The sequence below is a fragment of the Rahnella sp. PCH160 genome (assembly GCF_047784855.1).
Lineage (GTDB): Bacteria > Pseudomonadota > Gammaproteobacteria > Enterobacterales > Enterobacteriaceae > Rahnella.
In genome coordinates this window covers 646436-670982 of the sequence record NZ_JBLOGT010000001.1, presented here as the reverse complement: position 1 = coordinate 670982, position 24547 = coordinate 646436, and the positions used below count along the sequence as shown (strand labels likewise).

The following is a 24547-nucleotide window of genomic DNA, read 5'->3' as shown; positions in this document are numbered from 1 at the left end:
ATTTCAAGGGCACTAATAACGATATTCACAGTAATTTTTAAGAATGTCTTTTTCATTAAAGCGCCGTTTCATCTCTGATACAGAAACCCGCAGCTCGCTTTTCAACCATCATGCGCGGGAGAGTATGCACACGGGTCGCGGTGCGATCTCCGGAGAACCGAGCACAAAGGTCGGAAGATTGCTCTGATATTGTTGATAAATTAGGAAAAGCATATCCATTGTTACAATTTCGTCTAGAATATATACCAATAAACGCTGTCTGTTTTGATTGATATTTCTAACAATAGAAGCTTCAGGCATTCACGCCTTTGGGAGATTTACATGCAAGAAAATCACAAGATTCTGGTAGTCGATGACGACATGCGCCTGCGTGCACTTTTGGAGCGTTATCTGACTGAACAGGGTTTCCAGGTGCGTAGCGTTGCCAATGCTGAACAGATGGACCGTTTGCTGACCCGTGAGTCTTTCCATCTGATGGTTCTGGATTTGATGTTGCCTGGTGAAGATGGTTTGTCTATCTGTCGCCGCCTGCGCAGCCAGAGTAACCCGATGCCAATCATTATGGTTACGGCAAAAGGCGAAGAAGTTGACCGTATCGTGGGCCTCGAAATCGGTGCCGACGACTATATTCCTAAACCGTTCAACCCGCGTGAGTTGCTGGCTCGTATCCGTGCGGTGCTGCGTCGTCAGGCGAATGAACTGCCGGGCGCGCCTTCTCAGGAAGAAGCCGTGATTTCCTTTGGTAAGTTTAAACTGAACCTCGGCACCCGCGAAATGTTCCGTGAAGATGAGCCTATGCCACTGACTAGCGGTGAATTTGCCGTGCTTAAGGCGCTGGTCAGCCATCCGCGTGAGCCGCTGTCTCGTGACAAACTGATGAATCTGGCACGTGGCCGCGAATACAGTGCAATGGAACGTTCTATCGATGTGCAGATTTCCCGTCTGCGCCGCATGGTAGAAGAAGATCCGGCGCATCCGCGTTACATCCAGACCGTCTGGGGCCTGGGCTACGTATTTGTGCCGGACGGCAGTAAGGCATGAGACGAATACGCTTTTCACCGCGTAGCTCGTTTGCCCGAACACTGTTATTAATCGTCACCCTGCTGTTCGTCAGCCTGGTGACGACCTATCTGGTGGTGCTGAACTTTGCCATCCTGCCCAGTTTGCAGCAGTTTAATAAAGTCCTGGCGTATGAAGTCCGTATGCTGATGACCGACCGGCTGCAACTGGAAGATGGCACGTTGCTGGCGGTTCCCCCTGCGTTTCGTCGCGAGATTTACCGCGAACTGGGCATTTCGCTTTACACCAACTCTGCAGCTGAGGAGAGCGGTCTGCGCTGGGCGCAGCACTATGAATTCCTCAGCCAGCAGATGGCGCAACAGCTTGGTGGCCCGACGGACGTGCGCGTTGAGGTCAATAAAAATACCCCGGTTGTGTGGCTGAAAACCTGGTTGTCGCCTGATATCTGGGTACGCGTTCCTCTTACCGAAATCCATCAGGGCGATTTCTCTCCGCTGTTCCGCTATACGCTGGCAATTATGTTGCTGGCCATTGGTGGCGCGTGGCTGTTTATCCGCATCCAGAACCGACCCCTTGTTGAACTGGAGCACGCGGCCTTACAGGTTGGGAAAGGCATTATTCCGCCGCCGTTACGTGAATACGGTGCTTCTGAAGTGCGTTCAGTGACGCGCGCCTTCAACCAGATGGCCGCCGGTGTAAAATTACTGGCTGATGACCGCACGTTGCTGATGGCTGGTGTAAGCCATGATTTGCGTACGCCGCTGACGCGTATCCGCTTAGCGACAGAAATGATGAGTGATGATGACGGTTATCTTGCCGAGTCGATTAATAAAGACATCGAAGAGTGCAACGCCATCATTGAACAGTTCATTGATTATCTCCGCACCGGGCAGGAAATGCCGACGGAGATCACCGATCTCAACGGTATTTTGGGTGAGGTGATTGCCACCGAAAGCGGTTACGAACGTGAAATAGATTCCGATCTGGTCGACGGCGAATTGCTGGTGAATGCCCATCCGCTATCCATCAAACGTGCTGTAGTGAATATGGTGGTGAATGCCGCCCGGTACGGAAATGGCTGGATCAAAGTCAGCAGCGGACGTGAACTTCAGCGTGCGTGGTTCCAGGTTGAAGATGATGGACCGGGGATTGCGCCGGATCAGCTCAAACATCTGTTCCAGCCGTTTGTACGTGGCGAAAGTGCCCGAACCACCAGCGGAACCGGGCTTGGGCTGGCGATAGTGCAGCGTATTATTGATGCACATTCCGGGACTCTGGATATCGGCCGCAGTGATCGCGGTGGATTGAGGATCAGGGCGTATCTGCCGTTGCCGGTGGAGATACTGCAGAAAACTGCTGCAGTTCCGGTTTCTTAAGCGGGACTGGTGGAGGTTTCGGTTTTTCACTTGCAGTGATCGCTTAACTCACCGCGCCGAAACCGACAAGAGAGGGCCAGGACGGCCCCTCTTTTGACTCTCCCCGTCTTTTTACAACCCGCGCTGACGCTCGCAAACTATTTTTCAGCAACATCGGTTATTGCCGCAAACGCCGCCGCTGCGCGGTTCTCTCGCCTCGGATTCGAACCTGCTCGAAAAAAGACTCTCGCTGTTTCTCACCACTCACCCGACGTCGTTTTGAAAGCGGCCAATAGCTTTCTAAAGCGCAGCCTTCCCAACGTCCTGTTAGAGGAAATTATTGGGCAGCAACCCACGACCTTGAGCTTAAGGCCAGTAATAAAAAAGGCGCGGAAGCCCGCGCCTGAGAAAGGAGATTATCGCCTAACGGTGCGGGCCTGCGCTCACCAGCGCTGCGCCTGCCGGAGTATCGGTATATTTATCAAAGTTATCGATAAACAGCTGAGCCAGATGTTCAGCTTTTTCCTGCCATTGTTCGCGGCTGCCGTAAGTATTGCGCGGATCCAGAATAGGGTTGTCGACGCCCGGCAGTTCGGTTGGAACGGCCAGATTAAACAACGGCAGCGTGAAGGTTTCGGCGTCATCGATCGTCCCGTTCAGAATCGCATCGATGATGGCGCGGGTGTTTTTCAGGGAAATACGTTTACCCGTCCCGTTCCAGCCCGTATTGACCAGATAAGCCTGAGCGCCTGCGGCTTCCATGCGTTTTACCAGCACTTCGGAATATTGCGTCGGGTGCAGCATCAGGAACGCTGCGCCGAAGCAGGCGGAAAACGTTGGGGTTGGTTCATGCACGCCACGCTCGGTGCCCGCCAGTTTCGCCGTAAAGCCGGAGAGGAAATGGTATTGCGTCTGGGATGCGGTCAGCCGGGAAACCGGCGGTAAAACGCCAAACGCATCTGCCGTCAGGAAAATGACTTTGCTGGCGTGCCCGGCTTTCGAGACCGGTTTCACAATGTTCTGAATGTGATAGAGCGGGTAGGAAACGCGGGTGTTCTCGGTTTTGCTGTTGTCATCAAAATCGATTTTACCGTCTTCACTGACCACCACGTTTTCCAGCAGCGCATCGCGTTTGATGGCACCAAAGATTTCCGGCTCAGCTTCCTTGCTCAGTTTGATGGTTTTGGCGTAACAGCCGCCTTCAAAGTTGAAGACGCCATCGTCGTCCCAGCCGTGTTCATCGTCGCCAATAAGCTTACGTTTTGGATCCGTGGATAACGTGGTTTTGCCCGTGCCGGAAAGGCCAAAGAACACGGCCACATCGCCTTTTTCACCGACGTTGGCAGAACAGTGCATCGACGCAATTCCCTGCAAAGGCAGCAGGTAGTTCATGACGGCAAACATACCTTTCTTCATTTCGCCGCCATACCAGGATCCGCCGATAAGCTGCATGCGTTCGGTCAGGTTGAAAGCGATGAAGTTTTCCGAGTTCAGCCCCTGTTTCTGCCAGTCAGGATTAGTGCATTTCGCGCCGTTCATCACGACAAAGTCAGGCTCAAAACCTTCCAGCTCGCTGTCCGTCGGACGGATAAACATGTTTTTGACGAAATGCGCCTGCCAGGCCACTTCCGTAATAAAGCGCACTTTCAGGCGTGAATTGGCGTTCGCACCACAAAACGCGTCGACGATAAACAGGCGTTTACCGGAGAGCTGATTGCCGACGCGCGTTTTCAGTGACGTCCAGACTTCCTGAGAAAGCGGTCTGTTATCGTTCTTACCTTTGCCCTGATCGGCCCACCACAGCGTGTCGCGGGTGGTGTCATCACGGACAATGTATTTATCTTTCGGAGAGCGGCCGGTAAAGATACCGGTATCGACATTTACTGCGCCCAGCTCTGTCACTTGTCCGCGCTCAAAGCCTTCCAGACCGGGGGCTGTTTCTTCGTTGAAAAGAAGATCGTAATCAGGGTTATAGACGATTTCGCTATTCTGATGGATCCCGTAACGGGCGAGTGTTTCGGCGGTGACCCCGAGAGTTGTAGGCATTTCCCTGCTCCTTGAACGGAAATTTGAATCCCCCACGTCAGAAACCCGTAGGGATAAACTCATTATAATTGTAGGTATTTATCGATTTTTAACCGCGATGGGTATCAAAGAATAACGGGGGGTGTAAATAATTTTATGGAATTGTGATGAAAACTCTAAATTTGTGCAAATGACGTTATGCATAAGCAATAAAAAAGGGACTTTTCAACGAAAAGTCCCCGGATGGCGTTTGTTAACGATTAATGAACGTTATTATTTTCAGGATGAACGTCGCCGTCCGCCTTCAGGGTTGCCAGATCCATTGCGTTGAACTCGTAGTCGGAACCACAATAATCACAGTGCATTTCAATTTTACCGTCTTCTTCCAGCATCTCGAGGATTTCACTGTCAGGCAAGGTGAGCAACGCACCGGCACAACGTTCGCGCGAGCAGGTGCAGCGGAAACACACATCCTGCGGTTCATACAGTGTGACTTCTTCCTGATGATACAGACGATAAAGCACTTCGTTAGCGGGCAGGGTGAACAGCTCTTCTGCCTTGATGGTGGTGGTCAGCTGAGCCAGATGGCTGAATTCTTCCGGGTCGGTCTCTTCGGCTGGCAGCACCTGCAACAACATGCCGCCTGCGGCTGGCTGGCCTTCAGATTCACCGGTACGGATGAAAATGCGGGTCGGCAGCTGTTCTGACTGCATGAAGTAGTTTTCCAGGCACTCGGCCAGGTTTTCACCTTCCAGGCCGACGACGCCCTGATAACGTTCACCCTCGCGTGGCGAAATGGTGATCACCATGTAGCCGTTGCCAATCATCTCTTTGAGCGAACTGCCTTCAGTGATATCACCTTGCAGGCGCGCGATGCCGCGCAGTTCCTGACGGTTGTTCCCGTTGATCACCGCCAGTTTCAGCGGGCCATCACCTTGCAACTGAACGGTGATGTCGCCGTCAAATTTCAGCGTAGCGGTCAGCAGGCTGGTGGCGACCAGCATTTCGCCCAGCAGATTGCGGACTTCTGCCGGGTAATCGTGACCGGCAACGATCTGCTGGAAGGTTTCATTGAGCGCGACCAGTTCACCGCGGACGGCATGATTATTGAACAGGTAACGGTGCAGTTGGTCATGATTGGACATAGTTTTCTCTCTCAGTGACGATCACTCTTGATCGCCATATTTAAATTTGATCAGGTTGCGGCGTTCCTTTTTATCCGGACGTCTGTCCGGGTGCGGCATCGCATTCATTTTGCGCGCCGCGGAGATTTTCTCCCGGCTGACGATGCTCGCGTCGGTTTCCTGATAAAGCGTCTGCGCTTCTTCCGCACTGCGGCGCTGAGTCGTCAGCCCCAGCACAATGACCGTTTTGGCGTCATTTCCCTGACGAAGGGTGATTTCGGCATTCAGTTCCATCAGTTTGCTGGGTTTTCCCCGCTGGCCGTTGTAATGCACTTTGCCGCCGTCAATCATCTCGCGTGCCAGCGCGCGGGTCTTATAAAAACGAGCCGCCCACAGCCATTTATCGAGACGAACTGCATTATCGTCTTCTTCCGTTTTGCCTTTCATTTTTCTCCCCTGAAACTACCGGTATTACCTGTCCGGGCCTGCCACGGGGTCAATCGAAGGCAACAGGCTGCGGAAGTCATTGATCGAGGGATAACCCTGAAATGACTTGTTTGCCGTGGTGGAATCTGGATTTTCTATACCCAGACAATAGCGGATACCGAAGGTTTTTGCCGCATTGAGGATAGGTTCACCGTCGTCGACAAATAATGTCCTCTCAGGAATAAAACCGGTCTGTTGTTGCACCGCTGACCACAACCGCTGATCTTCCTTCGGATAACCAAATGTGTGGGTGGAAAGTAATAAATCAAGGTGCTGGTCTAAACCGGTATGTTCAATTTTAACCGAAAGACTGTGGGGATGCGCATTGGTCAGCAAAATGGTCTGACGTCCGGATTGTCGCAAATGGGTCAGAAAGGGTACCGTATCGTCACGTAAGCGCGCATTTTTGCCGATGTCAGTGGTCATCTGGTAAATATCAAGGTTTAACCGTTCGCTCCAGTAATCAAAGCAGTACCAGTTCATGGTGTGCTGAACGGCAAGATATTCGTCATGAATAATCTGACGTGCATTCTCCAGCGGAATTGCGCGTTGCTGGCTGAGCGCCAGCGGTACATCCTGCAACCAGAACTGGCTGTCGAAGGCCAGATCCAGCAGCGTGCCATCCATATCGAGTAAAACGGTGTCGATGTTATTCCAGTCAAAATCAGGGGGCATGACAACTCCATGTCCTGGCGGCTGGATGGACGTCGGGCGGCGCAGGAGCGAATGATTAAATGCAGGGAAGGGCGTCAGGGTAACATAATCAGTGACGGTGGCGCAGTGCCACCGTGTGTTTTTCAGCCCGGTGTATGGACCGGCATTGGCATCAGCGTCGGGTGAAAACAAGAATTATAATATTGCTGAATGTCGTCGATACGGCGTTTATCTTTCACAAAGCGGCGGATAAATAGCACGGTATTCACGAACAGGATACCGATAAGCAGGATCAGCAATAAGCTGGTGCCCAGATAGCGCCACAGCGTCGAAATGTCCGGTTCACTGTGCAGTGAAATGTGACGTGTTCCGTTGGCATCAATGCTGATACTGGTGATCACGCCCTGCGCGCTGAATGGCGTATGCAGCAAAAGTGTAGAGAGGTGTTGCAACTGTTTCCACTGATCCTGTGGAGGATTGGCGTATAGCCCGACAGGCGGCACCGGCATTTCAATAAGCTGATGACCTTCATCGTTGCTGATCAAAAAGCCGCCCGGCGGCGGGCTGTTCAGGCTATCAGCGGCACGGCGGGTTTCCTGAATAAAGAACGAAGACGTGGCGTTGTTAACCAGTTCACTCAGAGACTGCGCGCTGACCGGGCGCAACAGAACGTTGATCCCTTGCAAAGAACCGGCTTTGGCACGTTTCACCAATGCGTTCCAGTTGCTGGAGTTACCCAGATTGACCAGCGCATTTTTCAGGCGCACACAATCATTGCTCTTGCCGCATAACGTTTCCGTTTTCAGCACAATATCGGCGAAATCATCGAGCAGGATCATGCCGGATTTTTCAATGGCGGTCGCCAGTTGCGGGTTGATGTTCTGCTCAGGGGTTTCTCCGGGGTGCATCTGGTTATTCACCGTGGTCTGCAGCGCGGTGGCGGCGTCAATAATTTCGGACTGCGGGACAGGTAACGGCGTTGCGGTATTCCAGTAAATTCCTGAGCAATCAAAAGGCATGTAACCGGAAGCTGTACGGCTGGCAGAAGGCGGCACGTAGCACATGCCGCTGCCCTGAACTTTGAGAGTATCGCCGACGCGTAGGGCCGTTTTTTCCAGTTCCTGCACGCTGTTGACCTGAGAACTTTGTGCGCCCTGAAGCCACGCGACGCTGAGTTTCAAAGGCAAACCGAGAGGGATATAAACCAGTAAAACCAGCAGCAGGAGGAAAGCACAGGTCGCCAGCACCAGGTTTTTACCCCACAGCTGGAGCGGGAATTTTTTCACTTCTTCGTGTAACGACAGATAGCTTCCCTGACGCACGACCTGGCTGTTCATATACACTTCAACGTCGGTCGGTTGCCCTAAATCACGCCCGATGTAAGGCTGCCAATGCGACGGATAAACCAGATCGACTGCACCGAGCGAAATATTGCTGATATCGCCTTGTTTAGATTCGCCAAACAGCCCCCAGCGTTTAGGTAAGCCCCGCAGGCAATGAATTTCTTTACGGTTTTTACCTAAACGCTCGGACACCAGCCGCCAGACAACCCATGCAACCAGACAGGCGGAAAGCGTCAGCAGCCAGGGCAACAGCATGACCGGGCTTTGCAGCATGATGAACAACAGCAAAAGCGCGCCGGAGATGGCCAGCGCTTCTCTAACACCGTTAGACCGGGTCAGCGCGTGCTCTTCCCGCGTTTCCCTGCGCACTTTCACCAGCTCAATGTGTTCGCTTTCTTCATGACGAATCGAGGCATTTTGTGGCTGGGAAGGCATGACAGCAGAAACCGGCGCGGGGCCTTCGTATACGTGATCGGCCAGCGTATGACCATTGAGTGAAATCACCAGCGGCATGGTCTGGGTTTTGATCAGCTCGACCTGATTTTCCTGGGCAATATATTGCTCCCAGAAAGGAGGAAGATGGATTTCAGTGGCGTCCAGAAAGTAGCGCCACTTGTTGGGATCTTCGCTGGCGACACCATAACGCGTGATCGCCTTCGTCACGCTGAAGACATTCTCACTTTTCGTCGTCAGGGTGAGCTTATCGCGCAGGATAATCAGATCATTACGGTGGGTAATCGGCGTCTGCCCGAGACCTTCATTCTGGCGCAGATAGCGCTCAACGGCGTCGCGTTCTTTTTGCGAAAGTTTTCGCTGACTGGGTGTGGGAAAGCGCACGACGGCGTCGTCGCGCTGACGACGACGCATGACAAGCCAAAAATACGATCCTGTAGCAATGATTGCGATACACAACAACACCAGTGTCACGACTACTGTGCTCATCCGATCCCCGTTCAGACGTGGGTGACTTACGTCAACTCTGTGAAAGTATTATACATAAACGAAATGCACATTCCGCGCGCGGAGGTCTTTTTGATAGGAATTTTATTGTTGCTTGCCTGAATCGCGTGCACAAAAACACCACTGTAAAGGATACCGGCATTTGTGAGGCGTCGGGTATCGGTATAATCCTATTTTGAAGTGAGTGCATTTTTGTTAAAGCAAAAGTGTGACGCCAGTAAGTCAGAGGCTTTTTTTTAAACGGGGCGGGTGTGCTTTTTAAACAAAAATTCTTGCTTAAGGGATCGGCGGCACGGATGTTATTCTGTAATTATTGCGATTCTGGGCCGCATTAACGCACAATGACTTCTGTAAGCGGCTTTTTAATCGTAAAACGAACCCATTAAAATGCCTCTGGTCAGGTGAATAATAAGCTGGGGATGAAATGACACAACACCTGCAAAAACCGAAAATCCTGAAGGTGGAAACCGTTGCCCGTTCGCGTTTGTTCACCATTGAATCTGTCGAGCTGGCTTTCAGCAATGGAGCCGAGCGCGTTTATGAACGTATGCGCCCTTCAGAGCGTGAAGCCGTGATGATTATTCCGGTCATTGATGACGAACTGGTGCTTATCCACGAATACGCGGTGGGCATAGAAAGTTACGAACTGGGATTCCCCAAAGGGCTCATTGATGCCGGTGAAGGTGTGCTTGAAGCGGCGAACCGTGAACTGATGGAAGAAGTCGGCTTTGGCGCGCGGCACTTCGATGTGCTGGCAAAACTGACCATGGCACCGTCTTATTTCTCCAGCCGTATGAATATCGTCATCGCAAAAGATTTGTATCTGCAAAGCCTCGAAGGCGATGAGCCGGAGCCTTTGCCGCAAACCCGCTGGCCGGTTTCGCGCATGATGGAATTACTGCAACATCCTGATTTTTGCGAGGCGCGCAACGTCAGCGCGTTATTCCTGGCACATGATTTCCTGACGCGCAACGCGCGCTAGCAGAGTCAAATACAAAAAAAGCCGGTCGTGCATTATGCAGACCGGCTTTTTGTTATCCGGCGATGTGTGCCGGACAACGTATTCTTTCATGCCTGTCAGAACAGTTCGTGTTCCTGACCATTATCCATAATGGTGGTTCCGACTTCGTGAACCGCATGTTCCGTCGGTTGCGTCCCGTCGATGAAGTATTCCGGACGGCTGTTACCGCCGCCGTCGGATAACTTACCGGTGCTCTTATCGATGGTCACGGTCACAATGCCCGGAGGCGGCGTTTGTGGCTGTTCCGGCACACCTTCCAGCACAGATTTCATGTAATCATCCCACGCGGGCTGGGCACTCTTCGCCCCGCCTTCATAGCCTGAAATCTGATCCGGGATTGCGCCTGAAGCCGTCGTGCGGCCCAAATCACGGCGGTGATCGTCGAAGCCAATCCAGACAGAAGTGACCACTTCCGGACCGCCGTATCCAGAGAACCAGGCATCTTTCGAACTGTTAGTCGTACCGGTTTTGCCGCCGATATCATGACGTTTCAAATCACGGCCTGCACGCCAGCCAGTCCCCATCCAGCCCGGTTCGCCGAAGATGTTGGAGTTCAGAGCGTCGCTGATCAGGAATGACAGTGGTGCGCTGATGACGTGCGGCGCATATTGCTGCGCAGCATCCACCTGCGGCGAGTTCGGCGGAACCTGTTCCAACTGTGGCGTAGGTACGCTGGCATTGTTGTTTGACGTAGACGTTGCAACGTTTTCAACATTGTCATCCGACAGCACGGCAGATTTCTGCGTTTCGCCGTAAATCACCGGGATATTACAGGTGCGGCAGACGATTTTCGGTTTGGCTTCAAACTGTACCTGACCGGATTCATCGACGATTTTGGTGATGAAATACGGGTCAACCAGGAAGCCGCCGTTGGTCAGCGTCGCATAACCACGCACAACCTGCAGCGGGGTGAAGGAAGCCGAACCGAGCGCCAGCGATTCGGAGTGAACAATGTTCGCTGCCGGGAAGCCGAAACGTTGCAGATATTCTGCCGCGTAATCCACACCCATCGCGCGCATTGCACGCACCATCACCACGTTCTTGGATTCACCTAAACCCTGACGTAAACGGATCGGGCCGTAGTACGTTGGCGGTGAGTTTTTCGGACGCCAGTCAGTGCCTGCGCCGGCATCCCAGCGGGTAATTGGCATATCGTTGAGGATAGTGGCCAGTGTCAGGCCCTTATCCATCGCGGCGGTGTACAGGAACGGTTTGATATTCGACCCGAGCTGACGCACCGCCTGATTAGCACGGTTAAATTTGCTCTGGTTAAAGTCAAAGCCACCGACCAGCGCTTCAATCGCACCGTCAGTCGAGTTCAGGGAAACAATGGCTGAGTTGACGTCAGGAACCTGCGCCAGCCACCAGTCATCGCCCACTTTACGTACCCAAACCTGTTGGCCTGGTTGCACCACGTCGGAGACGCGTTTTGGCGTCGCGCCCTGAGCCGTGTCACTGCGATAAGGACGTGCCCAGCGCATTCCGCTGTAAGGCAGGGTTATCACCGCGCGGTTGGACAGGGTTGCGCTTGCCTGAGTGTTATCCGTTGCGGTAACCACGGCCGGGAACAACGGGCCATAAACCGGCAGCGTTTTCAGAGACTGAACAATCTTGTTCTCATCCCATGCCGGCTCGCCGACTTTCCACAACTGATTTGACGGGCCACGGTAGCCATGACGCATGTCGTAGTTCATCACGTTGGTGCGCAAAGCTTCCTGCGCGGCCAGCTGAGTTTTCTTGGTGATGGTGGTGTAGACCATATAGCCATCGTTATAGGCGTTGTTGCCATAACGTTTCACCATCTCCTGGCGCACCATTTCAGTCAGATACGGCGCGGAGAATTCAATGTGCGGGGCATGATAATTCGCCACCAGCGGCTCTGCACGAGCCTGGTCGTACTGCGCCTGCGTGATGTATTTCTCATCCAGCATACGCGCCAGCACGGTATTACGGCGCGCCAGAGAACGATCATGAGAGTACAGCGGGTTGAAGGTTGACGGCGCTTTGGGCAGACCGGCAATTACCGCCATTTCGCTGAGCGTCAGTTGATCAACGTTTTTACCGAAATAAACCTGCGCTGCGGCACCCACGCCGTAGGCGCGATAACCGAGATAGATCTTGTTCAGATACAACTCAAGGATTTCATCTTTGGTCATCATCTGTTCGATACGGATGGCCAGGAAAGCTTCCTTGATTTTACGGGTCAGCGTGCGTTCGGGGCTGAGGAAGAAGTTACGGGCTAACTGCTGAGTAATGGTACTCGCGCCCTGCGAGGCGTGCCCGGACACCAGCGCAACAGAAGCCGCACGGAAAATTCCGATCGGATCCACGCCGTGGTGTTCATAGAAACGACTGTCTTCTGTCGCAATAAACGCATGCACCATCTCCGGTGGGATCTGGTCGAGTTTCAGTGGGATACGGCGTTTTTCGCCGTACTGGGCGATCAAATCACCTTCAGCACTGTAAACCTGCATCGGTGTTTGCAAGCGCACGTCTTTAAGCGTGGCGACGTCGGGAAGCTGAGGCTCGATATATTTATACAAACCGAAGATCGAGGCTGCTCCCAGCAAAATGCAACACACTGCAAGAATCAATAAATACTTTACGAACTTCACCTGAGATTTCCCATTAAGTGTCAATTGGGCAGTTTATAAACAACCGCGCGGTAGTATAAAGGCAAGGCAGCAACATGGATACGTTCTTTTATTTACCTGACAATATGGAGATTGAGCGAAAATGCGACTACAAGCATGGCAGGTAGGTCTGGATATTCAAGCCGGTTTTGCCCGTGCGATTGCCGTTCAGCGGCGGCGGCATGGCTGGCAATTACGTCACTGGTGGCAACATCCCTTGCCCGATTTCACATTGCGGGAGGGGATATTACATGAGACCACGCCGCTGATCGCCATTTTATCGTGCTGGCGAAAAACGCTGCCGGCGGCGATTTCGCTGCGAATAAGCCTTCCTGCACAACGGATTATGCAACAGCGACTGGCTGCGCCGGACAGCCGTTTACGTGAACCTGCCCGCAGTGCATTTATCTTTGCCTGCGCTGCCAAAGAGTTTCCGCTGAGCATGGAACATCTGGTGATGGATTACCGCGCTGACCCGCATGGCGATAATCAGGTTGTGGTGACGGCGGCACGGCAGCAGGAAATTGAGCAGTGGATATCCTGCCTGGCTCAGGCGCATCTGTTTCCCGATACCATTGAACTCGCTCCCTGCGCGCTTCAGGTTGCCGCGCATGCCGCAGGGCTTCCGGGTGATGCACTGTTAATCCATCCGCTTGATGATGCTTTCCTGTGGGTTTCACCGCACAGCCTGCCTTTTCAGTTTGGCCTGTTTTCTCACGGTGAAATCGAAAACGAGCCCTCTTTTTTAGAGAAAGTACGCGCTCAATACCGTGCTGCCGCCTTGTGCCATCGCGACGTGTTTTTCAGTGGTGAATCACCACAGCCGCGGATGCAAAACTGGTCACCACTGAGTGCCATCGGCCAGTTATCTGCGCCGCTTCCGGCCAACCCGGGTGCATTTGCTCCCGCTGTCGGGCTGGCGCTCCGTCAGGCCGATTACTGATGCTGCAGGTTAACTTCATGCCGTGGCGCAGGCTGCGTCGTCAGCGCCTTTTGCACTGCTGGCTCAGGGGCTTCGTTTGTATTCCCGCCGGTATTGTTTGTGGCGTGATGTGCCTGTCGCTTTTTATCCTTCAGGAGCGAACCCTGTTGCAGGTGCATTTATCTGCGCTAAATTCCAGCACACAAACGTTATCGCTTCAGCAACGACGTGTGACCAGTGCACAGGCGCAGCTCAAAGTGATCACCGATAAACGCATCGCCAGCCAGCAGCACAGACAGGCCAGCCTGAACGATCTTCAACTTCTGGCGTTGCTGTCGGCGCAGATCCCAGCGGAAGTCTGGCTGAGCGAACTGACGGAACATCAGGGGCAACTGACGTTAAAAGGGAAGGGCCGTTTTTATCACGACATTCTGGCATTCAGCGAAGCGCTGGCCGCCAGTCCCTTGCTGCGGGATGTTCATCTGTCGAACGTGGAGCAGCAGCCTGACCATACGCTGAGTTTCGTGCTGAAAACGCGGTTTCAATGGCTGAATGCAGCGCCTGTTGAGAAGGTGTTGCCATGATGACGACATTCTCCGTGCGCCTTGAGCCCCTGATGGAAAAACCGGGCTGGCAACGTATTGTGGCACTGGCGGGATGCGCGCTGATTTTTGTTCTGATCTGTTATCAGTTTTTGCTCCGGGGCTTATGGCTGGAGCGAACAGAGTTAAAGCAGAAAACCGAAGTGCAGCAACTGACGGTTTCGCGGGCGCAGGCCACATTATTGCAGGCACCTGCGCTGGACAGCATTGAATCTTCGCTTAACAAAAGCGTTGCGGCACAGCAGCAGCGTTTACCGCTGGCACAGCAATTTGCGCAGCCGCTAAAAGACGCGCAGGCCACGCTGATTCGCTGGCAGCCAGCCGCAGAACCGGCTGGCGAGCCTCAGGGAGAATTACAGCTGAAGTTATCCTTCAGCGGCCTGATGAATTTTCTGTCAGCACTTCAGCAGCAGGAACAGCCCGCATTCAGTGAACTGAGTTTGCAGTCTGCCGGAAGTGAAATGACGGCGTCGGTTTTGCTGACACAAACGACGGGGCTGGAATCTCTTCCTGAAAATGCAATCACTGCGGTGGCGCAGCGTGATCCGTTCGCTGCGGCCGTTTCATCGTCCTGCACAACAGCCGTTCAACCGCTTTTGTGGCGGTTAAGCGGTATCTCTTTTGCCGGTGAACAGTTTTCTGGCTGGTTGATTTCGCCCGAAGGGCGATGGACCCGTGTTGAAACGGGCACACAGCTCGGCACGCCTGCGTGGACCATCGACAATCTGGACAGCTCACACGCTGAACTCAGCATCACGGATCTCCAGTGTGGTGAGCAGCGGCAGACACTTTGGCTTGGCAAAAACACGAATTCTCCAGGGAAAGGAAATTAATGAAAAACAGTCGTTATCTTCTGGCAGTACTCATGCTGTGTTTCAGCGCGGTAAAAGCGGCAACGTTGCCACCGGTGTCTCTTGAGTTTCAGGCTTCTCCGGTTGCGATGGTATTGCAGGCACTGGCGGAAACGAGGGAGTTAAATCTGGTGATAGCGCCGGGCGTCGACAGCCAGATCAGTGTGAAGCTGAAAAATGTTCCCTGGCAGCAGGCGCTGGACATCATTTTGCAAATGAGCCATCTCACCAGCCAGTTACAGGGGAATGTTTTGCTGGTGTCACCGGTTATCGATCCGCTTGTGCAACAGCAGCAGCGTCAGGACGCCGCAGAGCAAATGGCGCAGCAAAGCCCGGTTCTCAGCCTGACGGTGCCTTTGAAATATGCTGATGCAAAAGAAGTTGCGCTCAGTCTGAATGCGCAAAAAGGCTCACTGCTTTCCGCCAAAGGCAGCGCAACCGCCGATCCGCGCACCAACACACTTTTATTACGGGATACCCGCGAAGCGCTTGATGCCGTGGAGCCGTGGGTAAAAGAAATGGACTTGCCGTTGCAGCAGGTACAGCTGTCTGCGCATATTGTCACGATGAACAGCGAAAGCCTGCGTGAATTGGGTGTACGCTGGGGATTCAACGGGGAAGAAGCCATCACCAAAGCGGTGCGCGTGAATAATTTCAGTATGGGCCTGCCGGTGGAAAATCCGATGTTTGCTGCGGGTTTTAACCTGGCGCACATCAGTGGCCGGATTCTGGATCTGGAACTGACGGCGCTTGAGCAGGAAGATAAGGTGGATATCATCGCCAGCCCGCGTTTGCTGACTGCGCATATGCAAACCGCCAGTATCAAGCAGGGCACTGAAATTCCGTATCAGGTTTCAAGCGGAGCCAGCGGCAGCACGCCTATCGAATTTAAAGAAGCGGTGCTCGGTATGGAAGTGACGCCGAAAATCCTGCGCGACGGACGCATCCAGCTGGCGCTGCAAATCAGCCAGAACATGCCGGGGCGAAGTATCAAACAGGCCGAAGGCGAAGCGCTGGCAATCGATAAGCAGGAAATTAAAACGCAGGTGACGGTAAAAGACGGTGAAACTCTGGTACTTGGCGGGATATTTCAGCGTAAAAACCAGAAAACAGACACAAAAGTGCCGGTGCTGGGCGACATTCCCGTCGTGGGTTCCTTGTTTAAACACCAGTACATGAATGAACAGCGGCGCGAGTTGGTGATTTTCATCACTCCGACCTTAATCCGCACCCAATAAACGGGTATTCTGGCTTAACTGAAATTGCACAATAACGTTGAGCGCATACAACTTTTTGTGTCGTGAGAGGCTTCTGAGTTTGACGCTGCCGTCGATTTAGCTTACAAGGGTTACCGAATTGAGCACCGTGATCTTTTTATTACGACAGACACGCCGATAAAAACGTACGGTTTCCCTCCTGCGGCGTGCAAAGTGATTTATTCGGTTGCCAAACTACCAAGAGTGTTGAGATAATTTTTTTCTGATCTCGCACTATATCGCTCATGAGGTTTCAGTTTAGGTCCCGCCGCTGATTTGATTGGCGGGGCGGGTTATCATCAACGACTTGTCTTAGTAATACCGAAAAACATGGCAGAGAAACGCAATATCTTTCTGGTTGGGCCTATGGGTGCCGGCAAAAGCACTATTGGTCGACAGTTAGCTCAGCAACTCAATATGGAGTTTTTCGACTCCGATCACGAAATTGAGCGACGTACCGGAGCTGATGTGGGCTGGGTATTTGATTTAGAAGGCGAAGACGGATTCCGAGACCGCGAAGAAAAAGTGATCAACGAACTGACAGAAAAACAGGGCATTGTTCTGGCAACAGGTGGGGGTTCCGTTAAATCACGTGAAACCCGTAACCGTTTGTCGGCGCGTGGCGTTGTCGTCTATCTTGAAACTACCATCGAAAAACAACTGGCGCGTACACAACGCGACAAAAAACGTCCATTATTACAAGTGAGTGCTCCGCCACGTGAAGTACTTGAAGCACTGGCGAAGGAACGCAATCCTTTGTATGAAGAGATTGCCGACGTCACTATTCGTACCGATGATCAAAGCGCCAAAGTCGTTGCTAACCAGATTATTAACATGCTGGAAAGTAACTGATTCTTGGTTCAAATCATTGCCTGAGGGTGTCAGCTAAAAAGGTTACAAAGCACGACATGGAGAGGATTACCGTAACGTTAGGGGAGCGTAGCTACCCCATTACGATTGCTGCCGGATTGTTCCACGATCCGGCTTCTTTTATGCCGGTAAAGGCAGGCGATCAGGTCATGATAGTGACCAATGAGACGCTTGCTCCTCTCTATCTGGATGCTGTTCGTTCAGTGCTGGAGCAGGCAGGCGTTCGTGTTGATCAGGTGATACTGCCTGATGGTGAACAATACAAATCCCTGACTGTTCTAAATGACGTGTTTTCCGCGCTGCTTGAAAAGCCGCACGGACGTGATACCACGCTGATTGCCCTTGGTGGCGGCGTTGTCGGTGATTTAACCGGCTTCGCTGCTGCCAGTTATCAACGCGGCGTGCGTTTTATTCAGGTGCCAACCACGTTGCTGTCTCAGGTTGATTCCTCCGTTGGCGGTAAAACGGCGGTAAACCATCCGCTCGGAAAAAACATGATCGGCGCGTTTTATCAACCTGCGTCGGTGGTGGTTGATCTCGACTGTCTGCGAACGCTGCCTGCCCGTGAAATGTCATCGGGTCTCGCGGAAGTTATCAAATACGGCATTATTTTGGATGCCGACTTCTTTGTCTGGCTTGAAGACAACATGGAAGCATTACTGGCGCTCGATATGAACGCGCTGGCGTATTGCATCCGTCGTTGCTGCGAGCTGAAAGCTGAGGTTGTGGCTGCCGATGAACGCGAAAACGGCATGCGCGCCTTACTGAATCTGGGCCATACTTACGGCCATGCTATTGAAGCAGAAATGGGTTACGGCAACTGGCTGCACGGCGAAGCTGTCGCAGCGGGTATGGTGATGGCGTGTTATACCGCGCATCGCCTCGGGCAATTTAGCCTAGGTGATATCGCCCGGGTCAAAGCGTTGTTAACCCGCGCGGGTTTACCGGTTGCAGGCCCGCAGGTCATGGAAGCGCAGTCTTATCTGCCGCACATGATGCGTGATAAGAAAGTACTGGCTGGCGAGCTGCGTCTGGTTTTACCCAAAGCAATTGGTCAGTCTGAAGTGCGCTCCGGCGTATCGCATGAAATGGTGCTGGCTTCGATTGAAGATTGCCGTTAAGACTGCGGCCATGATTTTGGCCAGATAACGACCGATTTTACCAATGCCCAGCAAAGCTTTATTTTTTAGTCAGGAAAGTTGCTCCGCGTAAAACCTGTTTCAGGTTTTTAGCCGGGTTGGAGGTTTTAGATGGATGATTTAACACCGGAAGACGATCTCAAACCAGACACCAGCGATCGCCGCCCACCGCGCGCGCGCAAACCGTCTCCTTCCATTCCTAAGGTTCCTGTTAATCGTCAGTACGTGATGATCGGCATTGGTATTGTTGTGCTGGTCTTGCTGATTGTCGGCATTGGTTCCGCCATGAAGTCGCCAACGACGACCCCATCCGCGCAGCAGAACAACGGGCCTAAAGACATCAGCCTTGCGGGCAACGATGCCGCCGCTCCGGCTCAGCCTTCTGTGCAGGCTCAGGCGAATACGGCGCAGGCAGCCAGCGGTCAGCAGCCACAGACCATCGGTTTACCGCCGGTTTCGTCAACCCCTACCGAAGCACAGCCTCTGCCAGATACCGGGCAGAAAGAGCGTGTCGATCTACCCGGCGATATGGGCGATGCCTTATCTTCTCAGCAGAATCAGGTGGATGGCGTAGCGCAGGGCAGTATGACGCCCGCCGCCCAATCACTGACCTCTTTACCAACAGCACCGGCCACGGTGAACGGTTCGGCGCGTACACAGGCGCCAGCGGGCGTTCAGCCTTCAGCAACGCATACCCGTCCGGTACAGCCTGCGCGTAATGCACAACCTGCTCATACTGCGAAACCGGCTGAGCACAAACCGACGGCAACCCCATCGCATACGGCGAAATCTCAGCCTCAGCAGGCCACGAAATCACCGGCGACACATCCGTCAGCCGCACCAGCTGTCTCAGCCCCTGTTGTTGCTTCCGGCAGCGCTTCGGCGATTAAATCTGCGCCGGGTTCGCATTTTACCCTGCAATTGAGCGGAGCTTCTCAGTCCAGTACGTTGAACGCGTTCGCAAGAGAGCAGGGCCTGAAAAATTATTTGGTTTATCAGACCGCCCGCGACGGGAAGCCGTGGTTTGTACTGGTTAGCGGCAACTATGCGTCTTCTGCAGATGCTAAGCGTGCCATTTCCAGCTTGCCTGCGGAGGTTCAGGCGAAAAAACCGTGGGTCAAACCTGTACACCAGGTACAGCAAGACCTTAAAAAATGAATCTGATCTCAACGCGATTTGCTGTCTAAAAACAAGATACAATCTGCGGCTGTGAATTGTATAAGTAGCTAACTGACGGCATGAAGAAGAACCGCGCGTTTTTGAAGTGGGCTGGCGGCAAATACCCGCTGATAGATGACATCAGACGTCATCTTCCAGCGGGAGATTGTTTGATAGAGCCTTTTGTTGGCGCGGGTTCGGTATTTTTGAATACCGAGTATGACGCTTATATTCTGGCGGACATCAACAGCGACCTGATCAATCTCTATAACATCGTGAAAATGCGTACAGAAGAATTTGTGCGCGACGCCCGTGTGCTTTTCACGCCTGAGTTTAACGAATCAGATCGTTTTTACGCACTGAGGGCTGAGTTTAATGCCAGCAGCGATCCTTATCGTCGTTCGGTACTTTTCCTCTATCTCAACCGCCATTGTTACAACGGCCTCTGTCGTTATAATCTCAGTGGTGCGTTTAATGTCCCGTTCGGCCGCTATAAAAAGCCGTATTTCCCTGAAGAAGAGCTCCACTGGTTTGCTGAAAAAGCCCGCAATGCCGTGTTTGTTTGCGAGCATTATCAGGATACTTTGTTGAAAGCGCAGTCGGGCTCGGTGGTGTATTGCGATCCCCCTTATGCACCGCTTTCGGCGACGGCCAATTTTACGGCGTATCACACCAACAGTTTTAGTATGGAAGATCAGCGCAATCTGGCACGGCTGGCGTATCAGCTTTCCCATGAAAATAATGTGCCGGTGCTGATTTCCAACCACGAAACACCGCTGACGCTGGAATGGTACGCAGAGGCGAAACAGCTGCACCGCGTCTCGGCGCGCCGGACCATCAGCAGCAAAGTTGCCCAACGCAGCATGGTGAATGAACTTTTAGCGTTATATCGCTGATTGCCGTTTAGCCGGTAATCATCGGGTACCTTATCGTTTGGAGAAGCGGATGAAACAGTTTTTGATTGCACCGTCCATTCTATCGGCTGACTTTGCCCGCCTGGGTGAAGACACGGCGAAAGCATTGGAAGCTGGCGGAGATGTCGTCCATTTTGATGTGATGGACAATCACTACGTCCCGAATTTAACGATGGGGCCGATGGTCCTCAAGTCACTGCGCAATTACGGCATCACCGCGCCTATCGACGTGCATCTGATGGTGAAACCGGTTGATCGTTTGATCCCGGATTTCGCAGAAGCGGGGGCGTCTTACATCACTTTCCACCCTGAAGCCTCCGAGCACGTTGACCGCTCGCTGCAACTGATTAAAAGCCACGGCTGCAAAGCCGGTCTGGTTTTCAACCCTGCAACGTCCCTGAGTTATCTGGATTATGTGCTGGATAAACTGGATGTGATCCTGCTGATGTCCGTCAATCCGGGCTTTGGCGGTCAGTCATTTATTCCGGGCACGCTTGATAAACTGCGTCAGGTTCGCAAAATTATCGATGACAGCGGTTACGACATTCGCCTTGAAATCGATGGCGGCGTGAAAGCTGAGAATATCCGCGAAATCGCCGCCGCCGGTGCAGACATGTTCGTCGCCGGCTCCGCCATCTTTAACCAGCCTGATTACCGCACCGTTATTGACCACATGCGCAGTGAGCTGGCGAAGGTCTCCCATGACTGAGCCTCTTGTTGCACGCGGCATTGCGTTTGATTTAGACGGCACGCTGGTCGACAGCGCACCCGGCCTGTCAGAAGCCGTTGATTTAGCATTACGTGATTTTGGCTTACCGGCCGCAGGCGTTGAACGCCTGAGCACCTGGATTGGCAACGGTGCTGACGTGATGGTTGAACGCGCGGTTCGCTGGGCAGAAGGTGATTTATCGCCCGCATTCCTGCAAAAAGTGCGCGATAAATTCGACCATTACTATGCGGATACCGCGGCTTCCGGCAGCCGTTTATACCCGCAGGTGAAAGAAACGCTGGCCGCGCTGGTGGCTCTGGATCTGCCATTAGGGCTGGTCACCAACAAACCCACGCCGTTTATCGCGCCTCTGCTTGCCTCACTGGGCATCGACAGCTATTTCTCGCTGGTGATTGGCGGGGATGACGTTGTGGTGAAAAAACCGCATCCGGCACCGGTCTATCTGATGCTGGGAAAACTCGGTCTGCGTGCCAGCGAAATGGTCTTTGTGGGCGATTCCCGCAACGATATTCATTGCGCTCAGGCGGCGGGCTGCCCTTGTGTGGGCATGACTTACGGCTATAACTACGGTGAATCCATCGCGCTGACCAAACCCGATCGCGTATTGGATCATTTCGCCGACCTTTTGCCCACTCTGGGGCTGTCATCTTTACAAGATCAGGAAGCATAAAATGAGTAAACCCATCGTATTTAGTGGCGCACAACCCTCCGGTGAATTGACCATTGGCAACTACATGGGTGCGCTGCGTCAATGGGTCCATATGCAGGACGATTACGAATGCATTTACTGCATCGTCGATTTGCATGCGATCACCGTCCGTCAGGATCCTGCTCAGCTGCGTAAAGCGACGCTTGATACGCTGGCGCTCTATCTGGCCGTCGGTATTGATCCGAAGAAAAGTACGATCTTCGTGCAGTCTCATGTTCCTGAGCATTCCCAGCTGAGCTGGGCGCTGAACTGTTATACCTATTTTGGCGAGCTGGGCCGTATGACGCAGTTCAAAGACAAATCAGCGCGTTACGAAAGTTCCAATAGCGAAAGTATCACCGCCGGTCTGTTTGATTATCCGGTACTGATGACTGCGGATATTCTGCTGTATCAGACCAACCAGGTGCCGGTCGGTGAAGACCAGAAACAGCACCTGGAACTGAGCCGCGATATTGCCAGCCGTTTCAATGCGCTGTACGGTGAGGTGTTTACCGTGCCAGAGCCGTTTATTCCGAAATCCGGCGCGCGCGTGATGTCGTTGCAGGAACCGACTAAAAAAATGTCCAAGTCGGATGACAACCGCAAAAACGTGATCGGCCTGCTGGAAGATCCGAAAGCGGTGACCAAAAAAATCAAAAGTGCGATGACCGACTCCGAAGAGCCGCCTGTCGTGCGTTATGACGTGAAAAACAAGCCGGGCGTGTCTAACCTGCTGGATATTCTGTCCGGCGTGACTGGCAAAGCGATTCCAGAGCTGGAAGCCCAATTCGAAGGCCAGATGTATGGTCATCTGAAAGGCGCTGTCGCTGAAGCGGTTGCCGGTATGCTGACCGAAGTACAGGAGCGTTATCACCGTTTCCGTAACGACGAAGCTTACCTGCAGGAAGTGATGCGTGAAGGCGCTGAAAAAGCGCGCGCGCGTGCAAAAGTGACGCTGGCAAAAGCCTATGAAGCTATCGGATTTGTGCCTGCACCTTAATCGCTGAGTTTGTTTGAAAATCAAAAGCCACGCCTGCGGGACGTGGCTTTTTTGTTTTCGGGTCGGCTTGCAGCGTTAAGAACCGGCGCTGAAGTTGTAGGTAAATGTCGCGTTGTAGCGCCAGTCACGGGAATGGCTGTCGAGCGGCGCATCGCCAAGGGCCCGCGCGGCTTCGACCGATAACGTGTAGTGACGGTTATCGCCAAACATCACGCCAATCGCATAAGACGACAGATTCTGCTTCGGTAATCCGGCCTGATTAAATCCGGTGTGCGCGCCGTCGATCACCGTGTAAGGCTGAATGGTTTTAAGCCAGTCTCCCTGTTCCAGATTGTGGATATAACGCAGTTCTACCTGGCCGCCGACGCCGTAATCGCCTTGCGCATCGCTGTCCGGATAACCGCGCCCGTAATGCAGTGCGCCGAAGTTCACCCGCTCAGGCTCCGGCAAATCATTATCTGACCAGTCGCCTTCGACTGACGTACTGAGCCGCCATTTTTTGTCGAACAGGTACGCGGCGTCGCCGTTGAATTTCCAGCGTGTAAACGACAGGTCGGCATTTGGGGTGGAGTTCGTCGCGCCCAGCCCGTCGATCCCCTGACGGACATTAAATTTCGTGCTCCAGTAAGACTGGTCGTATTCGCGATAACCCGCCAGCGTGATCTCCGCTGCCGGATAGCGTATGCGCTGATTCACTTCCGGCAGCCGGACGCGCTGGTTACCCAGACTTGCCTGCAAATCGTAATCATATTTTTTGTCGAGATAATCCAGCCCGCCGCTGATCGTCCACTGTTTTTTCCGTGTCAGCTCTAACGGATAACTGAACACGACGCCGCCGTTGTATTGCGTCTGGGTATTCTGCGAACCGACGTTGATGCCGTTTGGCAGCGACAAAATGGTGTTGTAGTCTTTGTCTTTCTGCTGGTAATAACTGCCTTTGAGCTGCATCAGCAGCCCGTCGTCACCGAGATATTGCTGATAGTTCAGACCGGCATAGGTTTTGCGCGAGTCGCTTTCCAGCGGAATTAACGTTGCAATTCCCAGCTGTTCGCCGTAAGTGCTTAGCCCGCTGAGCGTGGCGTTGACCACCGCGGAACTGTCACCTTTACGCGTATCGACGGCGGTCTGAATGTTCCAGTTACGCGGGCGCAAAGCCTGCACATTCAGCACGGTGGCGCCGTAGATATTGTCCGGGTTATTGGCGGAGGCGGTCACTTTGGTGTCCGGCGTGCGCTCCATCAGGATGGTGTAACGCTCGAACGTATCCTGCGTCAGCGGTTTCTCCGCCATGATGTGCTGCGACAATTTGCTCAGCCAGCGCCCGACCTGCTGATTATCGCTGTGGATTTGCGTGCCGGAAATATACCCTTCGACCAGCCCGATTTTCACCACGCCATCTTTGAAATTATCCGCCGGAATATATGCATAGGAGAGCACAAACCCGTCCTGGTGATAACGCCGGGTAATTCCGTCCGTGGCTGCCAGCAGTTGCGACAGCGGCACTTTCTTGCCGACGTAAGGGGCAAAAGGCGCGGCCAGTGAATTCAGCGGATATTGCGTACCACCGACAAACTGAATGTGTTTCACATCTATCAGCGTCTGAGGCGTCAGGCTCGGGGCGGTTTTTTGTGCGGGCAGTTCGATTTTTTGCGTTTTAGCCGGAGGTTGTGAAATCGGCTGGGCCAGTCTGGCCGGGTTATTCGGGTCAATCAACGTAGGGAACATGTCTGCCGAACTGTAACCAACGACAGAGCCCAGTAACGCCACTATGCAGGATTTTATTCTCATAAACATTC

General features: G+C 53.1%; 21 protein-coding genes. 14 read left to right on the top strand and 7 right to left on the bottom strand.

The features are described from left to right. Positions 1 to 321: 321 nt before the first annotated feature. Complete coding sequence (gene ompR, locus ACM5QY_RS03155; protein ID WP_009635740.1) at positions 322 to 1041, top strand: osmolarity response regulator transcription factor OmpR; 720 nt, start codon at positions 322 to 324, stop codon at positions 1039 to 1041. Continuing rightward, the gene (gene envZ / locus ACM5QY_RS03150; protein WP_416119164.1) at positions 1038 to 2396 is read left to right on the top strand and encodes a two-component system sensor histidine kinase EnvZ; all 1359 of its coding nucleotides are present in this window, start codon (positions 1038 to 1040) and stop codon (positions 2394 to 2396) included. The genes ompR and envZ overlap by 4 nt, the downstream gene beginning before the upstream one ends. A gap of 402 nt (positions 2397 to 2798) precedes the next feature. On the opposite strand, the gene pckA is transcribed toward envZ, so the two are convergent. The 5 genes from pckA to ACM5QY_RS03125 all read right to left on the bottom strand — a co-directional run bounded on the left by pckA (position 2799) and on the right by ACM5QY_RS03125 (position 8949). Next, positions 2799 to 4421, bottom strand: a complete 1623-nt coding sequence (pckA, locus tag ACM5QY_RS03145; protein WP_416119163.1) for a phosphoenolpyruvate carboxykinase (ATP) — start codon at positions 4419 to 4421, stop codon at positions 2799 to 2801. Between the two features lie 239 nt (positions 4422 to 4660). After that, positions 4661 to 5545, bottom strand: a complete 885-nt coding sequence (gene hslO / locus ACM5QY_RS03140) for an Hsp33 family molecular chaperone HslO (RefSeq protein ID WP_416119162.1) — start codon at positions 5543 to 5545, stop codon at positions 4661 to 4663. A 21-nt stretch (positions 5546 to 5566) separates the two neighbouring features. Further along, entirely contained in the window at positions 5567 to 5971 is a 405-nt protein-coding gene (gene hslR, locus ACM5QY_RS03135) for a ribosome-associated heat shock protein Hsp15 (RefSeq protein ID WP_416119161.1), read from the bottom strand. Between the two features lie 24 nt (positions 5972 to 5995). After that, positions 5996 to 6685 (bottom strand): GMP/IMP nucleotidase, encoded by a 690-nt coding sequence (yrfG, locus tag ACM5QY_RS03130; RefSeq protein WP_416119160.1) that lies wholly within the window; start codon positions 6683 to 6685, stop codon positions 5996 to 5998. A gap of 122 nt (positions 6686 to 6807) precedes the next feature. Then, on the bottom strand, positions 6808 to 8949 hold the full coding sequence (locus tag ACM5QY_RS03125; protein ID WP_416119159.1) for an intracellular growth attenuator family protein: 2142 nt from the start codon (positions 8947 to 8949) through the stop codon (positions 6808 to 6810). A 442-nt stretch (positions 8950 to 9391) separates the two neighbouring features. Here ACM5QY_RS03125 and nudE point away from each other — a divergent pair, with 442 nt between their 5' ends. Next, positions 9392 to 9949, top strand: a complete 558-nt coding sequence (gene nudE, locus ACM5QY_RS03120) for an ADP compounds hydrolase NudE (protein WP_104923641.1) — start codon at positions 9392 to 9394, stop codon at positions 9947 to 9949. 95 nt (positions 9950 to 10044) lie between these two features. Here nudE and mrcA read toward each other — a convergent pair whose 3' ends face one another. Further along, positions 10045 to 12603: a peptidoglycan glycosyltransferase/peptidoglycan DD-transpeptidase MrcA gene (gene mrcA, locus ACM5QY_RS03115; RefSeq protein WP_416119158.1), complete on the bottom strand. Its 2559-nt coding sequence runs from the start codon at positions 12601 to 12603 to the stop codon at positions 10045 to 10047. Between the two features lie 121 nt (positions 12604 to 12724). Here mrcA and pilM point away from each other — a divergent pair, with 121 nt between their 5' ends. The 11 genes from pilM (at position 12725) to trpS (ending at position 22751) form a co-directional block, all read left to right on the top strand. After that, entirely contained in the window at positions 12725 to 13564 is an 840-nt protein-coding gene (gene pilM / locus ACM5QY_RS03110; RefSeq protein ID WP_416119157.1) for a pilus assembly protein PilM, read from the top strand. Beyond that, positions 13564 to 14127 (top strand): PilN domain-containing protein, encoded by a 564-nt coding sequence (locus ACM5QY_RS03105; protein ID WP_416119156.1) that lies wholly within the window; start codon positions 13564 to 13566, stop codon positions 14125 to 14127. Before pilM ends, ACM5QY_RS03105 begins: the two co-directional genes overlap by 1 nt. Next, positions 14124 to 14978, top strand: coding sequence for a pilus assembly protein PilO (locus ACM5QY_RS03100; protein ID WP_416119155.1), 855 nt, complete (start codon positions 14124 to 14126; stop codon positions 14976 to 14978). The genes ACM5QY_RS03105 and ACM5QY_RS03100 overlap by 4 nt, the downstream gene beginning before the upstream one ends. Next, a complete protein-coding gene (hofQ, locus tag ACM5QY_RS03095; protein ID WP_416119154.1) occupies positions 14978 to 16234 on the top strand; it encodes a DNA uptake porin HofQ in 1257 nt (418 codons plus the stop codon). Before ACM5QY_RS03100 ends, hofQ begins: the two co-directional genes overlap by 1 nt. A 348-nt stretch (positions 16235 to 16582) precedes the next feature. Beyond that, complete coding sequence (aroK, locus tag ACM5QY_RS03090; RefSeq protein WP_104923635.1) at positions 16583 to 17104, top strand: shikimate kinase AroK; 522 nt, start codon at positions 16583 to 16585, stop codon at positions 17102 to 17104. Positions 17105 to 17160: 56 nt separating this feature from the next. Beyond that, the gene (gene aroB, locus ACM5QY_RS03085) at positions 17161 to 18243 is read left to right on the top strand and encodes a 3-dehydroquinate synthase (RefSeq protein ID WP_416119153.1); all 1083 of its coding nucleotides are present in this window, start codon (positions 17161 to 17163) and stop codon (positions 18241 to 18243) included. Between the two features lie 129 nt (positions 18244 to 18372). Then, the gene (locus ACM5QY_RS03080; RefSeq protein ID WP_416119152.1) at positions 18373 to 19419 is read left to right on the top strand and encodes an SPOR domain-containing protein; all 1047 of its coding nucleotides are present in this window, start codon (positions 18373 to 18375) and stop codon (positions 19417 to 19419) included. 80 nt (positions 19420 to 19499) lie between these two features. After that, positions 19500 to 20315 (top strand): adenine-specific DNA-methyltransferase, encoded by an 816-nt coding sequence (gene dam, locus ACM5QY_RS03075; RefSeq protein WP_152327512.1) that lies wholly within the window; start codon positions 19500 to 19502, stop codon positions 20313 to 20315. Between the two features lie 49 nt (positions 20316 to 20364). Beyond that, complete coding sequence (gene rpe, locus ACM5QY_RS03070) at positions 20365 to 21042, top strand: ribulose-phosphate 3-epimerase (protein ID WP_152327511.1); 678 nt, start codon at positions 20365 to 20367, stop codon at positions 21040 to 21042. Beyond that, entirely contained in the window at positions 21035 to 21733 is a 699-nt protein-coding gene (locus tag ACM5QY_RS03065) for a phosphoglycolate phosphatase (protein WP_416119151.1), read from the top strand. The genes rpe and ACM5QY_RS03065 overlap by 8 nt, the downstream gene beginning before the upstream one ends. A 1-nt stretch (position 21734) precedes the next feature. After that, complete coding sequence (gene trpS, locus ACM5QY_RS03060; RefSeq protein WP_416119150.1) at positions 21735 to 22751, top strand: tryptophan--tRNA ligase; 1017 nt, start codon at positions 21735 to 21737, stop codon at positions 22749 to 22751. Positions 22752 to 22826: 75 nt separating this feature from the next. On the opposite strand, the gene ACM5QY_RS03055 is transcribed toward trpS, so the two are convergent. Further along, the gene (locus ACM5QY_RS03055; protein WP_416119149.1) at positions 22827 to 24539 is read right to left on the bottom strand and encodes a ShlB/FhaC/HecB family hemolysin secretion/activation protein; all 1713 of its coding nucleotides are present in this window, start codon (positions 24537 to 24539) and stop codon (positions 22827 to 22829) included. Positions 24540 to 24547: the final 8 nt, after the last annotated feature.

What these genes read in the sequence shown, in the direction of transcription:
- ompR (WP_009635740.1), top strand. Translation starts at nt 322, where the DNA reads ATGCAAGAAAATCACAAGATTCTGGTAGTCGATGACGACATGCGCCTG.
- envZ (WP_416119164.1), top strand. Translation starts at nt 1,038, where the DNA reads ATGAGACGAATACGCTTTTCACCGCGTAGCTCGTTTGCCCGAACACTG.
- pckA (WP_416119163.1), bottom strand. Translation starts at nt 4,421, where the DNA reads ATGCCTACAACTCTCGGGGTCACCGCCGAAACACTCGCCCGTTACGGG.
- hslO (WP_416119162.1), bottom strand. Translation starts at nt 5,545, where the DNA reads ATGTCCAATCATGACCAACTGCACCGTTACCTGTTCAATAATCATGCC.
- hslR (WP_416119161.1), bottom strand. Translation starts at nt 5,971, where the DNA reads ATGAAAGGCAAAACGGAAGAAGACGATAATGCAGTTCGTCTCGATAAA.
- yrfG (WP_416119160.1), bottom strand. Translation starts at nt 6,685, where the DNA reads ATGCCCCCTGATTTTGACTGGAATAACATCGACACCGTTTTACTCGAT.
- ACM5QY_RS03125 (WP_416119159.1), bottom strand. Translation starts at nt 8,949, where the DNA reads ATGAGCACAGTAGTCGTGACACTGGTGTTGTTGTGTATCGCAATCATT.
- nudE (WP_104923641.1), top strand. Translation starts at nt 9,392, where the DNA reads ATGACACAACACCTGCAAAAACCGAAAATCCTGAAGGTGGAAACCGTT.
- pilM (WP_416119157.1), top strand. Translation starts at nt 12,725, where the DNA reads ATGCGACTACAAGCATGGCAGGTAGGTCTGGATATTCAAGCCGGTTTT.
- ACM5QY_RS03105 (WP_416119156.1), top strand. Translation starts at nt 13,564, where the DNA reads ATGCTGCAGGTTAACTTCATGCCGTGGCGCAGGCTGCGTCGTCAGCGC.
- ACM5QY_RS03100 (WP_416119155.1), top strand. Translation starts at nt 14,124, where the DNA reads ATGATGACGACATTCTCCGTGCGCCTTGAGCCCCTGATGGAAAAACCG.
- hofQ (WP_416119154.1), top strand. Translation starts at nt 14,978, where the DNA reads ATGAAAAACAGTCGTTATCTTCTGGCAGTACTCATGCTGTGTTTCAGC.
- aroK (WP_104923635.1), top strand. Translation starts at nt 16,583, where the DNA reads ATGGCAGAGAAACGCAATATCTTTCTGGTTGGGCCTATGGGTGCCGGC.
- aroB (WP_416119153.1), top strand. Translation starts at nt 17,161, where the DNA reads ATGGAGAGGATTACCGTAACGTTAGGGGAGCGTAGCTACCCCATTACG.
- ACM5QY_RS03080 (WP_416119152.1), top strand. Translation starts at nt 18,373, where the DNA reads ATGGATGATTTAACACCGGAAGACGATCTCAAACCAGACACCAGCGAT.
- dam (WP_152327512.1), top strand. Translation starts at nt 19,500, where the DNA reads ATGAAGAAGAACCGCGCGTTTTTGAAGTGGGCTGGCGGCAAATACCCG.
- rpe (WP_152327511.1), top strand. Translation starts at nt 20,365, where the DNA reads ATGAAACAGTTTTTGATTGCACCGTCCATTCTATCGGCTGACTTTGCC.
- ACM5QY_RS03065 (WP_416119151.1), top strand. Translation starts at nt 21,035, where the DNA reads ATGACTGAGCCTCTTGTTGCACGCGGCATTGCGTTTGATTTAGACGGC.
- trpS (WP_416119150.1), top strand. Translation starts at nt 21,735, where the DNA reads ATGAGTAAACCCATCGTATTTAGTGGCGCACAACCCTCCGGTGAATTG.
- ACM5QY_RS03055 (WP_416119149.1), bottom strand. Translation starts at nt 24,539, where the DNA reads ATGAGAATAAAATCCTGCATAGTGGCGTTACTGGGCTCTGTCGTTGGT.